General features: G+C 70.8%; 17 protein-coding genes. 10 read left to right on the plus strand and 7 right to left on the minus strand.

Features of this window, described 5'->3' with window-relative positions; translation table 11 throughout:
- Positions 1 to 70: 70 nt before the first annotated feature.
- Entirely contained in the window at positions 71 to 241 is a 171-nt protein-coding gene (locus ACWD1Z_RS02055) for a hypothetical protein (RefSeq protein ID WP_451114749.1), read from the plus strand.
- 346 nt (positions 242 to 587) lie between these two features.
- Here the strand turns inward: ACWD1Z_RS02055 and ACWD1Z_RS02060 are convergent, their stop codons facing one another.
- Positions 588 to 821 (minus strand): hypothetical protein, encoded by a 234-nt coding sequence (locus ACWD1Z_RS02060; RefSeq protein WP_451114751.1) that lies wholly within the window; start codon positions 819 to 821, stop codon positions 588 to 590.
- On the minus strand, positions 814 to 1,695 hold the full coding sequence (gene mca, locus ACWD1Z_RS02065; protein ID WP_451114753.1) for a mycothiol conjugate amidase Mca: 882 nt from the start codon (positions 1,693 to 1,695) through the stop codon (positions 814 to 816). Before mca ends, ACWD1Z_RS02060 begins: the two co-directional genes overlap by 8 nt.
- A gap of 125 nt (positions 1,696 to 1,820) precedes the next feature.
- On the opposite strand from mca, the gene ACWD1Z_RS02070 reads away from it, so the two are divergent.
- Entirely contained in the window at positions 1,821 to 2,219 is a 399-nt protein-coding gene (locus ACWD1Z_RS02070; protein WP_451114755.1) for a DUF4307 domain-containing protein, read from the plus strand.
- Between the two features lie 193 nt (positions 2,220 to 2,412).
- On the plus strand, positions 2,413 to 2,913 hold the full coding sequence (gene greA / locus ACWD1Z_RS02075; RefSeq protein WP_250078836.1) for a transcription elongation factor GreA: 501 nt from the start codon (positions 2,413 to 2,415) through the stop codon (positions 2,911 to 2,913).
- Between the two features lie 63 nt (positions 2,914 to 2,976).
- Here the strand turns inward: greA and ACWD1Z_RS02080 are convergent, their stop codons facing one another.
- From ACWD1Z_RS02080 to ilvA, 3 genes are all read right to left on the minus strand, one after another.
- Positions 2,977 to 3,822 carry an ABC transporter permease gene (locus tag ACWD1Z_RS02080; RefSeq protein WP_389415218.1) on the minus strand — a complete coding sequence of 282 codons (846 nt, stop codon included), beginning with the start codon at positions 3,820 to 3,822 and terminating at the stop codon, positions 2,977 to 2,979.
- Positions 3,819 to 4,796, minus strand: coding sequence for an ATP-binding cassette domain-containing protein (locus ACWD1Z_RS02085; RefSeq protein ID WP_451114757.1), 978 nt, complete (start codon positions 4,794 to 4,796; stop codon positions 3,819 to 3,821). Before ACWD1Z_RS02085 ends, ACWD1Z_RS02080 begins: the two co-directional genes overlap by 4 nt.
- 174 nt (positions 4,797 to 4,970) lie before the next feature.
- Positions 4,971 to 6,200 carry a threonine ammonia-lyase gene (gene ilvA / locus ACWD1Z_RS02090; RefSeq protein ID WP_451114758.1) on the minus strand — a complete coding sequence of 410 codons (1,230 nt, stop codon included), beginning with the start codon at positions 6,198 to 6,200 and terminating at the stop codon, positions 4,971 to 4,973.
- Between the two features lie 162 nt (positions 6,201 to 6,362).
- Between ilvA and ACWD1Z_RS02095 the strand changes: the two genes are divergently transcribed.
- From ACWD1Z_RS02095 to ACWD1Z_RS02105, 3 genes are all read left to right on the plus strand, one after another.
- Positions 6,363 to 6,875, plus strand: coding sequence for a MarR family winged helix-turn-helix transcriptional regulator (locus ACWD1Z_RS02095; RefSeq protein ID WP_250078845.1), 513 nt, complete (start codon positions 6,363 to 6,365; stop codon positions 6,873 to 6,875).
- Positions 6,876 to 7,018: 143 nt separating this feature from the next.
- Positions 7,019 to 7,522, plus strand: a complete 504-nt coding sequence (locus tag ACWD1Z_RS02100; protein ID WP_451114760.1) for a sigma factor-like helix-turn-helix DNA-binding protein — start codon at positions 7,019 to 7,021, stop codon at positions 7,520 to 7,522.
- Positions 7,519 to 7,767, plus strand: a complete 249-nt coding sequence (locus ACWD1Z_RS02105; protein ID WP_451114762.1) for a hypothetical protein — start codon at positions 7,519 to 7,521, stop codon at positions 7,765 to 7,767. The genes ACWD1Z_RS02100 and ACWD1Z_RS02105 overlap by 4 nt, the downstream gene beginning before the upstream one ends.
- A 4-nt stretch (positions 7,768 to 7,771) precedes the next feature.
- Here ACWD1Z_RS02105 and ACWD1Z_RS02110 read toward each other — a convergent pair whose 3' ends face one another.
- Entirely contained in the window at positions 7,772 to 8,926 is a 1,155-nt protein-coding gene (locus tag ACWD1Z_RS02110) for a cystathionine gamma-synthase (RefSeq protein WP_451114764.1), read from the minus strand.
- A gap of 107 nt (positions 8,927 to 9,033) precedes the next feature.
- On the opposite strand from ACWD1Z_RS02110, the gene ACWD1Z_RS02115 reads away from it, so the two are divergent.
- The 3 genes from ACWD1Z_RS02115 to ACWD1Z_RS02125 are packed head-to-tail and all read left to right on the plus strand — an operon-like array spanning position 9,034 to position 12,102.
- The gene (locus tag ACWD1Z_RS02115) at positions 9,034 to 10,152 is read left to right on the plus strand and encodes a hypothetical protein (RefSeq protein WP_389415224.1); all 1,119 of its coding nucleotides are present in this window, start codon (positions 9,034 to 9,036) and stop codon (positions 10,150 to 10,152) included.
- Positions 10,153 to 10,211: 59 nt separating this feature from the next.
- Positions 10,212 to 10,928: a peptide-methionine (S)-S-oxide reductase MsrA gene (gene msrA / locus ACWD1Z_RS02120; protein ID WP_451114766.1), complete on the plus strand. Its 717-nt coding sequence runs from the start codon at positions 10,212 to 10,214 to the stop codon at positions 10,926 to 10,928.
- Between the two features lie 58 nt (positions 10,929 to 10,986).
- Entirely contained in the window at positions 10,987 to 12,102 is a 1,116-nt protein-coding gene (locus ACWD1Z_RS02125; protein WP_451114768.1) for an AI-2E family transporter, read from the plus strand.
- 95 nt (positions 12,103 to 12,197) lie between these two features.
- On the opposite strand, the gene ACWD1Z_RS02130 is transcribed toward ACWD1Z_RS02125, so the two are convergent.
- Positions 12,198 to 13,241, minus strand: a complete 1,044-nt coding sequence (locus tag ACWD1Z_RS02130) for an NAD(P)-dependent alcohol dehydrogenase (RefSeq protein WP_451114770.1) — start codon at positions 13,239 to 13,241, stop codon at positions 12,198 to 12,200.
- Positions 13,242 to 13,409: 168 nt separating this feature from the next.
- On the opposite strand from ACWD1Z_RS02130, the gene ACWD1Z_RS02135 reads away from it, so the two are divergent.
- Positions 13,410 to 14,321 (plus strand): helix-turn-helix transcriptional regulator, encoded by a 912-nt coding sequence (locus ACWD1Z_RS02135; protein WP_451114772.1) that lies wholly within the window; start codon positions 13,410 to 13,412, stop codon positions 14,319 to 14,321.
- The last annotated feature ends 3 nt before the right edge of the window (positions 14,322 to 14,324 follow it).

Below are 14,324 nucleotides of genomic sequence, written 5' to 3' on the forward strand. Positions count from 1 at the left end.
CCGGCGGGCGGGGTCCGCGGCTTGGAACGTGGGGGGGGCGCAGGCGAGGGTGTGGCCCTGGGGAGGTCCGGTGGGGTGTGGACTGCGTGAGCCGACGGGGCCGCCGCACTTCGGGGGCTGGTTCGCCGGGCGGGACCGGGAAGCCTCCGAGCTGCTGCTCGCGATGTCCGGAGAACATCCGGAGCCGCTCGTCCTGCACGGACCGGCCGCGATCGGCAGGTCGGCGCTCGCCGCGCCCTGATCTACGGGCGGTCCAGTGCGCGGGCGAGGAGCCGCTCACCCTCGGCTGGAGCACGCCCCTGCCGACGGACCGGCCGTTCACCGCGGACTCGCTGCTGCTGTCCAGATGGCCGCGCCGCGCGACGCCTTCGGGCCGAGAAACGGGCGGGCGTCGGCCGCGCGGGCATCGGGACCGCGCCCGCGCCGGTCCGACGTCCTCGACCACCGGTTACCGGTTACCGGTTCGTCAGCGTCGACGCCTCGGACGTGTTCGTCCGCCGCCGCGGCCGGCCGGGCGCCCACTCCGGTCACGTACGGCCGGAGTCGGCGCACCCGCTGCTGTCACCGGCCGGCCACGCGCGGTGAACTCAGCCCTTCCCGGCGTCCTCGGGGGCGTCCGCCTTCGGGTCCGGGGCCTCCGTGAAGGCCACCTTGCCCATGTGCTTGTTCATCGACTTCATCAGGCCCCACACGGCCAGTGCCATCACCGCGAAGACGATGAAGCCGAGGACACCGGGGGTGACCTTGTCCTCGTCGACCTCCTTGGCGAGGGTGGCCAGCTGGGTCATTGCCAGGCTTGCGCTTGCGCTCATGTCAGGCATTGTCGCGGACGCCGGCGAAGAGGTCGTCCTCGGGGAGGGAGGTATCGACGAGGGACTTCGCCAGCTCGTACTCCTCCGTCGGCCAGACCTCCTTCTGGAGCTCCATGGGCACCCGGAACCAGCCCCCGTCGGGGTCGATCTGGGTGCGGTGCGCGATCAGGGCCTTGTCGCGGATCTCGTAGAACTCGGCGCAGGGGATGTGCGTGGTCAGCGTGCGCTCGGTGCGCTGGAACTCGTCCCAGCGCTTGAGCCAGTCCCCGTACGGCGACTCCATGCCCCGGTCCAGCAGCGCCTGGTGCAGCGCCTCGGTGCGGGGGCGGTTGAAGCCCTGGTTGTAGTAGAGCTTGACCGGCTGGTACGCCGGTCCGAACTCGTCCTCCGGGTACTTCTCGGTGTCCGCCGCGCCCTCGAACGCCACCATCGAGATCTTGTGGGTCATGATGTGGTCGGGGTGCGGGTAGCCGCCGTTCTCGTCGTAGGTGGTGATCACCTGCGGGCGGAAGGAGCGGATCTTGCGGACCAGCTCACCGGCCGCCTCGTCGACGTCCTCCAGGGCGAAACAGCCCTCGGGCAGCGGCGGCAGCGGGTCGCCCTCGGGCAGGCCGGAGTCGACGAAACCGAGCCACTCCTGCTTCACGCCGAGGATCTCGCGGGCCTCGTCCATCTCCTTCTTGCGTACCTCGTGGATGTTCTCCTCGATGTACCGGTCGCCCTGGAGCTTGGGATTCAGGATGGAGCCGCGCTCCCCGCCCGTGCAGGTCACGACCAGCACGTCCACCCCCTCGGACACGTACTTCGCCATGGTGGCCGCGCCCTTGCTCGACTCGTCGTCGGGGTGGGCGTGGACGGCCATCAGTCGCAGCTGGTCAGTCAAGACTCAATCCTCGTCGGTCGGCGCACCCGGATGAACGGGCGCAAACGGCGGCTTCTATAGTGACCGAATCGGGGGCCGAATAATTCCGGGGCCTGCTCCACCGCCCGCCCCGCGAGAGGACGATCATGACCACGGCGAGCACACGCCCGCCCGAGGGCCGGTACGGACGCTCCTCGGACGAGCGCGCCGACCACCGGCTCAAGCTCGCCGCCGCCGTCCTCGGAACCCTGCTCGTGGTGGTCGTGGGCTACTTCGGCTATCACTACGTCGGCCAGAACAAGATCAGCGCCGAGGTCATCGAGTACGACTTCACGAAGACCTCGGTCAAGGTGCATCTGGAGGTCCGCAAGGACGCCGGCGCCTCCGGCTACTGCACGATCCGCTCGCAGGCGGAGAACGGCGCCGAGGTCGGCCGGGCGGACTTCCGCTTCGACGGGGACGCCACACGGATCGACGAGGTCGTCACGTTGCGTACGACGTCGCTGGGCACGACGGCCGAGCTGCTCGGCTGTCACGCGGACTGACCCGGCCCGCCCGGGCCCGGAGCGGGTTCGCCCGCAATACGTAGGCGCTGACCTGCGTTGACGTAATTCTGGTGGCTTATGTCCTCCCCCTGACGCCCTGGAATTGTTAGGCTCGTGGTTTCGCCCTTCCGTGAAGGAACATTCTTCTGGGTAGGGCGATGCTTTGTATTCCCAGTACCGACGAGGAGCACCTGTGACCCAGACCAGCGAGTCCGTCACCTGGCTGACCCAGGAGGCGTACAACAAGCTCAAGGACGAGCTTGCGTACCTTACTGGTCCTGCGCGCACGGAGATCGCCGCCAAGATCGCGGCCGCGCGCGAGGAGGGCGACCTGCGCGAGAACGGCGGGTACCACGCGGCCAAGGAGGAGCAGGGCAAGCAGGAGCTCCGTGTGCGCCAGCTGACCCAGCTTCTCGAGAACGCCCAGGTCGGCGAGGCGCCGACCTCGGCGGAGGGCGAGGTCGCGCCCGGCATGGTCGTGACGATCGCCTTCGACGGTGACGAGGACGACACCCTGTCCTTCCTGCTCGCCTCGCGCGAGTACGCGAGTTCCGACATCGAGACCTACTCCCCGCAGTCCCCGCTGGGCTCCGGCGTGATCGGCCACAAGGTCGGCGAGGACGCGGAGTACGAGCTGCCGAACGGCAAGAAGGCCTCGGTGCGGATCCTGAAGGCCGAGCCCTACAGCGGCTGACCCCGGCCCCCGGCCGTACGCCCTTGACCCGCCCCCGGCGTCCTTGTGACGCCGGGGGCGTTGTCATGCCGCCGCGGAGCGGTACTTGCGGACCGCCAGCGTCCGGAACAGCGCGATGATCAGGACCGAGTAGATCAGCGACGCCCACACCGGATGCTGCATGGGCCAGGCGTCGGAGGGCGAGACGCCGGGGTTGCCGAAGAGCTCGCGGCACGCCTGGACCGTGGCGCTGAAGGGGTTCCAGTCGGCGACGTGCTGGAGCCAGGGGGTCATCCGGCTGGAGTCCACGAACGCGTTCGAGATGAACGTGACCGGGAACAGCCAGATCAGTCCGCCCGAGGTGGCGGCCTCCGGAGTCCGCACCGACAGGCCGATCAGCGCTCCGACCCAGGTGAACGCGTAGCCGAGCAGAAGCAGCAGGCCGAAGGCGCCGAGCACCTCGCCAAAGCTGGTGTGCGTACGCCAGCCCACCAGCAGCGCGACCATGGCCAGCACGAACAGCGTGAGCGCCGTCTGCACCAGGTCGGCCAGGGTGCGGCCGGTGAGCACCGCGCCCCGCGCCATCGGCAGGGACCGGAAGCGGTCGATGAGGCCCTTGTGCATGTCGTCGGCGATGCCCGCCCCGGCGCCGGCGGTGGCGAAGGTGACGGTCTGCGCGAAGATGCCGGCCATCAGGAACTCGCGGTAGACGGAGGACTCCGTGGTGCCGCCGATGTTCATGGAGCCGCCGAAGACATAGCTGAACAGCACCACGAACATGATCGGCTGGATCAGCCCGAAGATGACCATCTCCGGGATCCGGGACATGCGGATCAGGTTCCGCTTGGCCACGACCAGGGAGTCCCGGACGGACTGGACGAGCGGGTGGGCGGGGGCCGTGACCGGCACGGCGTCGGTGACGGCGCTCACTTGGCTGCCTCCTTGTCGGATTCCTTGTCCCGCATCTCGGCCGCGTGACCGGTCAGGGACATGAAGACGTCGTCGAGGGTCGGGCGGCGCAGCCCGATGTCGTCGATCTCGATCCCTCGGGTGTCCAGCTCGCGGATGACCTCGGCGAGGAGCTTCGCGCCACCGGTCACCGGAACGGTGAGCTTGCGCATGTGCTCCTCGACGGTGGTCTCGCCCTTGCCGAAGCCGCTGAGCACCTCGGAGGCGGACTGCATGTGCTCGCGCTCGTGCACCACGACCTCGACGCGCTCGCCGCCGGTGCGGGCCTTGAGCTGGTCCGAGGTGCCCTGGGCGATGACCCGGCCGTGGTCGACGACGGCGATGTCATGGGCGAGGTGGTCGGCCTCCTCCAGGTACTGGGTGGTCAGCAGCAGGGTGGTGCCGCCGGAGACGAGCCGCTTGATGACGTCCCACAGCAGTTGGCGGTTGCGCGGGTCGAGGCCGGTGGTCGGCTCGTCCATGAACATCACGGGCGGGGAGACCACCAGGGCGGCCGCGAGGTCGAGGCGGCGGCGCATCCCGCCCGAGTAGGTCTTGGTCGGGCGGTCCGCGGCGTCGGCGAGGTCGAACTGCTCCAGCAGCTCGGCCGCGCGGGCCTTCGCCGCCTTCGCCCGCATCTGGTAGAGCTGGCCGACCATCTGGAGGTTCTCGCGGCCGGTGAGGTATTCGTCGACCGCCGCGAACTGGCCGGAGAGGCCGATGGAGCGGCGCACCGCGTCGGGGTGCTTGAGCACGTCGATACCGGCGACGACGGCCTTGCCGCTGTCGGGGCGCAGCAGGGTCGTCAGACAGCGGACGGTGGTGGTCTTGCCCGCGCCGTTCGGCCCGAGCAGGCCGAGGACGGTGCCCTCCGGCACATCGAGGTCGACACCGTCCAGTGCCTTTACGTCGCCGAAGGTCTTGACCAGACCTTCGGCATGGATGGCGCCTGGCATATCAGTCTCCACGTCGTCGGGGATGGTTCGGTAGGTCTGAGGTGTGGCACGACACACACCATAACGCGATGTATCGCGTCTCTCAACGGAATTACTCGAACGAGTGACCAAGGGGCCTCTGGCCTCGACCGATGCCCTCAGCGATGCCCGCAACCGATGCCCTCGGCCGAGCCCTCAGGCGATGACCGTGTAACCGGCCTCGCGCAGGGCCTGGCCGACCTCGGCGCAGTGCGCCGGCCCCTTCGTCTCCAGGTGCAGCTCGACCTCCGCCTCCGTGAGCCCGAGCCGGGGATCGGTCCGCACATGGCTCACGTCGAGGACGTTAGCGTCCACCACTGACAACACCCCGAGGAGCGTGGCGAGGGCGCCCGGCCGGTCCGTGAGCCGCAGCCGTACCGCCAGGTAGCGGCCCTGCGCCGCCATGCCGTGCCGCAGCACCCGCTGCATCAGCACCGGGTCGACGTTGCCGCCCGACAGCACCGCGACCACCGGGCCCTCGAAGGCGCCGGGGTCGCTCAGCAGCGCCGCGACCGGGCTCGCCCCGGCCGGCTCCACCACCAGCTTGGCCCGCTCCAGGCAGAGCAGCAGGGCGGTGGACAGCTCGTCCTCGGTGACCGTGCGGACCTCGTCCACCAGATCGCCGATGATCCGGAACGGCACGTCGCCGGGCCGCCCCACCTTGATGCCGTCGGCCATCGTCGCCGGGTTGTGCACCGACACCGGACGCCCGGCCGCCAGCGAGGGCGGGTAGGCCGCGGCGCCCGCCGCCTGCACGCCCACGATCCGCACGTCCGGCCGGATCGCCTTCACCGCGACGGCGATCCCGGCCGCGAGCCCGCCGCCGCCGATGCCGACGACGATCGTGCGCACCTCCGGGCACTGCTCCAGGATCTCCAGGCCGACCGTGCCCTGGCCCGCGATGATGTCGGCGTGGTCGAAGGGGTGGATGAACACCGCGCCGGTCTCGGCCGCGTACTCCTGGGCGGCGGCCAGCGTCTCGTCGACCACCTGGCCGTGCAGCCGCACCTCGGCGCCGTAGTCCCGGGTGGCGCTGATCTTCGGCAGCGGGGCGCCGTGCGGCATGAACACCGTGGAGCCCACCCCGAGCAGGGTAGAGGCGAGCGCGACGCCCTGCGCGTGGTTGCCGGCGCTCGCCGCGACCACCCCCGCGGCCCGTTCCTCGGGCAGCAGCCCGGCGATCCGGACGTAGGCGCCGCGCAGCTTGAACGAACCCGTCCGCTGGAGGTTCTCGCACTTGAAGTGCACCGGCGCGCCCACGAGCTGGGACAGGTGCCGGCTGCCCTCCATCGCGGTCACCCGAGCCACGCCCGTGAGCATCTTCTGGGCGCCGCGCACGTCGTCGAGCGTGACCGGCGGCAGCGGGTCGGCCTTGCGGTAGCTCATGACTCAAGTCTCGCAGTTCACACGTGCGGGCTCCCGCCGTGACCATCCACCGAGACTGGTTTGCGCAGCGCCGGTACGGCCCGCGCCCCATCCGCGTAACCTGTCCCCCAACCCAGCACCCCTTCATGAAGTGAGCCCCCGGCCATGCCCACAACACCTGAAATGTCGATGGACATGTCGACCGTCGGTGACACCGGTCTCCTCGACACGCTGCAGCACGAGGTGGCGGTGTTCGCCCGCCGTGCCGAACAGACCCGGCTCGGCGGGGTCGGGCAGGTGCGCAACTCCATGGACCGCGCCGCATACCTGCTGCTCAACCGCCTCGACAAAGAAGGCCCCATGGGGGTCAAGGCGCTCGCCGCGAGCATGGGGATCGACTCGTCGACGGTCACCCGGCAGGTGGCCCCGCTCGTCGACACCGGGCTCGTCAAGCGCACCTCGCACCCCGAGGACGGGCGGGCCGTGGTGCTGCAGCTCTCCCCGCGCGGGCAGTCCCGGCTCGAGGAAGTGCGCTCCTCAAGGCGTCAGTTGATGGCCGAGCTGACACACGACTGGGCGCCGGAGGAGCGCGAGGCGTTCTGCACGCTCCTGACGCGCTTCAACAGCGCGCTGTCCGCCCGGATGGCGGCACACGGCATGCCCGGCGCCGAGCCGGCCCCGGCCTCGGCGTCCTAGGGACTACCGGGTCCGCACACACGTGCCGCCCGGCTCTTGACCCCGGGCCGCCCCTGGCCTCATATGAAACCGGGTCCTCTTCGTACGCCCGTACGTGGCCGGGATCCGCTCACTCAGGGGGTCGCCCTCAGGCGGGAGGCGCGGTGCGAGAACGGCATGCGTTCCAAGACGTCCGCCGGGTCCGGGAGTTCGAGGCGTTCGTCGCGGGTGCGGCGGGCCGGCTGCTGCACACCGCCACGCTGCTCACGGCGGAGGCACCGGCCGACAACCCGCGCGCGCGGCGCCTGCTGACGCTCGCCCTCGCCCATACGTACGCCGGCTGGGACCGGCTGCGCGGGGAGGATCCCTACGACCACGCCCGGCAGTATCTGGCCACCCGCTTCGCGCGCGGGGCGTGGCATCAGCACGGCAGTTCCGGCCGGGCCCGCCCGCACCCGGACAGCCCACTGGCCGTCCTCGGCCCGCAGGAACGCCTGATCCTCGTCATACGGCTGTACGAGGGGGTCGCCGAGGAACAGACGGCGGCGCTGCTCGGTCTGCCCCTGGAACGGGTGCGGACGATCTGCGACCGGGCGACGGCGACCCTGCTGCACCCGCCGCGCGGGCCCGCGCCCGTGGCCGTACCGGCGGGAGCGGCGGCGTCATGAACCGGAACGAACGGCAGGCCGCCGCACGGCGGATCATGGAGCGCACTCCCCCCGCGGTACCGCCCGGCCTCTGCGCGGACGCCGTGCGGCGCGGCGGGCGGATGCTGCGGCGGCGCAGGGCGGCCCTGCGGCTGATGTGGCTGCTGATGTTCGCCGCGTCGGTGGCGTTCCTGGTGTGGGCCCTGCTGACCCGCCCCTGGGCGGAGCCGCCGTCGGAGGTGACTCCACCGCTCACGGGCTGGTGAGGGACTAGCCGAGCGCCTGCTGGAGGTCCTCCAGAAGGTCCTCCACGTTCTCGATGCCGACGGACAGGCGGACCAGGTCGGCCGGGACCTCCAGCGCGGAGCCGGCCGCGGAGGCGTGGGTCATCCGGCCCGGATGCTCGATCAGCGACTCGACACCGCCGAGGGACTCACCGAGGGTGAACACCCGGGCGCGGTTGCAGACCTCGACGGCCGCCTCCTCGCCGCCCGCCACGCGGAAGGAGATCATGCCGCCGAACGCCCGCATCTGCTTGGCGGCGATCTCGTGGCCGGGGTGCTCGGGCAGGCCCGGGTAGAGCACGTCCGTCACGCGCGCGTGCCGGGAGAGCATGTCGGCGACCTTGGTGGCGTTCTCGCTGTGCCGGTCCATGCGCACCGACAGCGTCTTGGTGCCGCGCAGCACCAGCCAGGAGTCGAAGGGACCGGCGACGGCGCCCATCGCGTTCTGGTGGAAGGCCAGCTCCTCGCCCAGCGTCTCGTCGCTGACGATCAGCGCACCGCCGACGACGTCGGAGTGGCCGCCCATGTACTTGGTCAGGGAGTGCACCACGACATCGGCGCCGAGCGACAGCGGCTGCTGGAGGTAGGGCGTGGCGAAGGTGTTGTCGACGACGAGCCGCGCGCCGGCGTCCCGGGCGATCTGGGCGACCGCGGCGATGTCGGTGATGCCGAGCAGCGGGTTGGAGGGGGTCTCCACCCACACGGCCCGGGTCTTCGGGGTGATGGCGGCCCGTACGGCGGCCGGATCGCTGGTGTCGGCGACCGACCACTCCACGCCCCAGCGGGCGACGACCTTCGCGAACAGGCGGAAGGTGCCGCCGTAGGCGTCGTCGGGGATGACCACGTGGTCGCCGGGGCTGAGCAGCGTGCGCAACAGACAGTCCTCGGCCGCCAGGCCGGACGCGAACGCGAGCCCGCGACGGCCGCCTTCCAGGGCCGCGAGGTTCTCCTCCAGGGCGGTCCTGGTGGGGTTGGCGCTCCGGCTGTACTCGTAGCCGCCGCGCAGGCCGCCGACGCCGTCCTGCTTGTAGGTCGAGACCTGATAGATCGGCGGGACGACCGCGCCGGTCAGGGGGTCCGCCGTGTTGCCCGCGTGGATGGCGAGCGTCTCGAAGTGCTGACTGATGTGCCTGTCGCTCATGGGTCACGAGCGTAGTGCTCCCACGGCGCTGATGGCGGACGCAGGAGTTTTCCACAGGGCGCGGACCGGGTTGGCCAATTGTCAGTGCGGTCTGGAACCCTTGTGGCATGGAGATTCTCTGGGTCCTGGTGGCGCTGGTCATGATCGGCTTCGTGGTGCTGCCGTTCATGCGGCGCCGGCGGGGCATGATCGAGCAGGTCCCGCCCGGCCACCCGGACGCCGCGGACCCGGCGAACTACGGGTTCGTACGGCAGGAGGAGCTGGACGTCCGGATGCCCGGACCCGACCAGGACCTGCTGGACGTGCTGGACCTGGTGCAGCGCACGCAGGACCACCGGGCGGCCGCGCAGCTGCTCGCGGGCACCGAGACGGAGGGCGAGCTGCGCTGGCAGCGGGTGCAGGCCTTCGCGGGCGCCGCCTCCCTCGAACTCCAGCAGCGGCCCGGCGGGGTCAGTGACACGCCCGGCGGGCAGTGGCTGCGGGTGTGGCGGGCCGAGCAGGCCAAGGACGCGGGCGGCGCGGCCGTGCACGCGGAGTTCCTGGTGCAGCAGGCGTGGCGCACCGCGGCGCCCGGCACGGACGAGTTCCGGATCATCATGGAGGAGGCGCGGGCGGCCTGCGGCGATGCGGCACTGCTGGCTCCCGGCGACCCGATCCCGTACATCGTCGAGCTGTCGGTGGCCCGGGGGCTGGCCTACTCGCAGCCGGAGTTCGAGCAGCTGTGGCTGAAGATCCTGGACCGCGCGCCGACCCACATGGGCGCGCACCTGGCCGCCCTGCACTACTGGTGCGAGAAGTGGCACGGCTCGCGTGAGCAGGCGTACGGCTTCGCGGAGGCCGCGGCGGCCCGGGCGCCGCGGGGCTCGCTGCTCGCGGCGATGCCGCTGTTCGCCGTCTTCGAGCATCTGCCCGAGGTCAACCTGGTCAGCGGCTTCTACCAGAGCGAAGTGGTGACCAAAGCGATGCACGGCGCGCTGCACGCGGTGCACTCGGCGCGCCCCGACGACCCGATGCTGGCGCACGTGCGCCATCTGCTGGTGTTCTTCCTGGTGCGCGCCGAGCGCTGGGCGGAGGCCATGAACCAGCTGGTCCACGTCGACGGCCATGTCGGCGCCCTGCCCTGGACGCTCTCCCCGGACCCGGCCGCCGAGTTCGCGGTGTACCGGGCGCTGGCGGTCGCCGGCTACGAGGCCAACGGCGGCAGCCCGGCGACGCTGCCGCACTGAGGAATGCCCGGGGTCGCGGACCTGTTGAACCGAGCGAACCCCGTGGGATTGGAGACCGCATGTTCCTGAACAGCCGTTCGCCTCAGCTGCCGACCTCCGAGCAGGCGCTGGGCGGCCGTCCCGAGCCGGCGTTCACCGTCCCCGACCGCCACACCGTCCTCGGCAACCCGCTGCTCGGCCCCTACCCCGAGGGCCTGGAGGTCGCCGACTTCGCCCTGGGCTGCTTCTGGGGCGCCGAGCGCAAGTTCTGGCAGCTCCCCGCGGGCGTGTGGACCACTCTCGTCGGCTACCAGGGCGGATACACCGGGCACCCCACCTACGAGGAGGTCTGTTCGGGCCTGACCGGCCACACGGAGGTCGTCCGCGTGGTCTTCGACCCGAAGGTGGTCTCGTACGGCGAGCTGCTGAAGACGTTCTGGGAGTCCCACGACCCGACCCAGGGCTTCCGGCAGGGCAATGACGTGGGCACGCAGTACCGCTCGGCGATCTACACCCACACCCCCGGCCAGGCGGCAGCGGCGGAGTCCTCCCGCGCGGCCTACCAGCAGGTCCTCACCGGCTCCGGCTACGGCACGATCACCACCGAGATCCTTCCGGCCGAGGGCCGCGCCTTCTACCCGGCGGAGGGCTACCACCAGCAGTACCTCGACAAGAACCCGGGAGGCTACTGCGGCATCGGCGGGACCGGCGTGAAGCTGAGCGCCCCGTTCGAGACGAACTGGGGGGCGTCCTGCCCGACGGGCCTGGTCGCGGCTCCGGAAGCGACGACCGAGTAGCCGTCCAGCAAGTTACCAGTGGTGCCCATGGGGCATGAGTCCCCATAGGGTGCCCTGCGTGACTGCCACATTGAGTTCCACGAAGGTCCGGGCCGCGCTGCGCACATCGGCGCGGACCTCCGGAGAGTTGCTGCTGATACTCCTCATGCTCGCGGTGAGCCTGTGGCTCCTGGGCCGGATGTGGTCGATCGTCTGGCCGCTCGTGATCGGCCTGCTGCTGACCACCCTGACCTGGCCGCCGATGCGTTTCCTGCTCCGTCGCGGGTGGTCGCCCGCGCTCGCCGCGTCGGTCGTGACGGTGCTGTTCCTGCTGGTCGCCGCGGGCATCGTGGCGCTGATCGCGGTGCCGGTCTCCTCCCAGTCCGGGGAACTGACCGACGGTGTGATCAAGGGTGTGCAGGAGTTGCGCGAGTGGGCGGCCGGGCCGCCGCTGAACATCGACGACGCGCAGATCAACAAGGCCTTCGACAGCGCGGTCTCCCGCGCCCAGGACGGTCTGGGCAGCATCACCGGCGCGGTCGTCACGGGTGTGAGCACCGTGCTGAACGGCTTGGTCACCGGCGTCCTGGCGCTCTTCCTGATGTTCTTCTTCCTCAAGGACGGCCCGCGGTTCCTGCCGTGGCTCGCCCGTCAGCTGCCCGGCCGGCTCGCCACCGACGTCCCGACCGTGGCCGCGCGCAGTTGGGACACCCTGGGCTCGTTCGTGCGTTCCCAGGCGGCTGTCGGCCTGCTCGACGCCGTGCTGATCGGCCTGGGCCTGTGGATCCTGGGCGTGCCCCTGGTGCTTCCGCTGGCGGTGCTGACCTTCGTCTCGGCGTTCGTGCCGATCATCGGTGCCCTGTTCGCCGGTTTCGTCGCGGTGCTCATCGCGCTGGTCTCCAACGGGCTGACGGACGCGCTGTTCGTGCTGGCCATCATCGTGGTGGTGCAGCAGCTCGAGGGCAACGTGTTCCAGCCCATGATCCAGAGCCGCGGGCTCGGCCTCCACGCGGCCGTGATCCTGCTGGCGGTGACCTTGGGCGGCAGCCTGGCCGGCATCGTGGGCAGTCTGCTCGCGGTACCGGTCGCCGCGCTGATCGCGGTGGCCTGGGGCTACCTGCGTGAGCAGCTCGCCGAGCCCGCCGAGGACCCGGGCCCCGGCACGGCGGACACCGGCGCCCCCGTCCCGTCCTAGCGTGACCGGCTGGTCCGGCCGGGACACTCCGGGACCGCCGCTCGCGGCCCCGGAGTCTGTGGCGCGGCCGGCGGTGAGGCCCGCGGCCGGGGCCGTCAGATCGTCGCCGTGTCGATCACGAAGCGGTACCGGACGTCGCTCGCCAGCACCCGCTCGTACGCCTCGTTGATCTCGCTCGCGGCGATCAGCTCGATCTCCGCGCCCAGGCCGTGCTCGGCGCAGAAGTCCAGCATCTCCTGGGTCTCCCGGATGCCGCCGATGCTGGACCCGGCGAGGGACCTGCGGCCCATGATCACCGAGAACAGGTTGAGCGCGACGGGCTCCTCGGGGGCGCCGACGTTCACGAAGGCGCCGTCCGTCCTGAGCAGCGAGAGGAACTGGTCCAGGTTCAGCGGGGCCGAGACCGTGGACAGGATGATGTCGAAGCTGCCCCGGAGCTCCTCGAAGGTCTTCGGGTCGCTGGTGGCGTAGTAGTGGTCCGCGCCCAGCCGCAGCCCGTCCTCCTTCTTGCGCAGGGACTGCGACAGGACCGTCACCTCGGCACCGAGCGCGTGCGCGATCTTGACGGCCATGTGACCGAGGCCGCCCATGCCGAGGACCGCGACCTTCTTGCCGGGGCCGGCGTTCCAGTGCTTGAGCGGGGAGTACGTGGTGATGCCCGCGCACAGCAGCGGCGCGGCCACGTCGAGGGACAGACCGTCCGGGATGCGGACGGTGTAGTTCTCGTCCACGACGATCTGCCGGGAGTAGCCGCCGTAGGTGGGCTCCCCGTTCTTGTCGAGGGCGTTGTACGTGCCGATCATGCCGCCGCCGGTGCAGTACTGCTCATGGCCGGCCTTGCAGTTGTCGCACTCACGGCAGGAGTCGACCATGCAGCCGACGCCCACGCGGTCGCCGACGGCGAACTTGGTGACACCGGATCCGACCTCGGTGACCACGCCCGCGATCTCATGGCCGGGCACCATCGGGAAGATGGCCTCGCCCCAGCCCTCGCGGGCCTGGTGGATGTCCGAGTGGCAGATACCGGCGAACTTGATGTCGATCAGCACATCGAACTCGCCGACGGCACGCCGCTCGATGGTGGTGCGCTCGAGCGGGGCCTTGGCAGAGGGGGCGGCGTACGCAGCGACAGTGGTCATGGGAGTGGATCTCCTAGGGGTTGCACGCCCGGCTGCCTTCTGTCCGGGCACGCTGTCCAGCCTGCCCCACCCGGCGGCATCCACCCAGGTCACCGCTTTGCGTACGTCTGCTGTTCCTACTACTGACGGGGTCAGGCTGGTAGGCGTACGACCGTGAATACTGGGCTCATGGACGAACAGCCCGCATCCCCGCAGGAGCCCGGCGGCCTGGACCGGCGCGCCGAGCTCAGCGAGTTCCTGCGCACCCGGCGTGCCCGGCTGAAGCCGGAGGACGTGGGGCTGCCGGACTTCGGGCGGCACCGCAGGGTGCCGGGGCTCAGGCGCGAGGAGCTGGCGCAGCTGGCCGGGGTGTCGGTGGCGTACTACACCCGGCTCGAACAGGGCAACGGACGCAATGTGTCGGCGGAGGTGCTGGACTCCATCGCCCGGGCGCTGCGGCTCACCGACGCCGAGCACGCCCATCTGACGCATCTGGCCAAGCCCAAGCAGCACAAGAAGAAGCCGGCGGGGCGGAGCGAGCAGGCCCGGGCGTCGCTGGGGCAGCTGCTGGTGTCGCTGGAGAACGTCCCGGCGTACGTCACGGGACGGCGCACGGACATCCTCGCGTGGAACCCGATGGCCGCGGCCGTCTTCGGTGACTGGGCCGAACTGCCCGCGCAGGAACGGAACTGGGCGCGGCTGGTGTTCCTGAAGCCGGAGTACCGGGAGCTGTTCGTGGAGTGGGACCAGAAGGCGTCCGACATCGTCAGCTACCTGCGCATGGACGCGGGCTGCCACCCCGACGACCCCCGGCTCTCCTCGCTGGTGGGCGAACTCTCCGTGAAGAGCGAGGAGTTCAGGCTGCTGTGGGCCACCCACGACGTGCGGGAGAAGAGCTACGGCATCAAGCGCCTGCGGCACCCGCTGGTCGGCGAACTGACCCTGAACTTCGAGACGTTCACCCTGACGGACGGCTCGGAACAGTCCCTGATCACCTACCATCCCGAGCCGGGCTCCCCGTCCGCGGAGGCGCTGCGGCTGCTGGCGAGCTGGGGTGCGGACGCCACGAAGTCCGGCTCCACGGCACGGTCCGCCCCCTGACCC

The organism is Streptomyces sp. NPDC002784, from assembly GCF_053592135.1.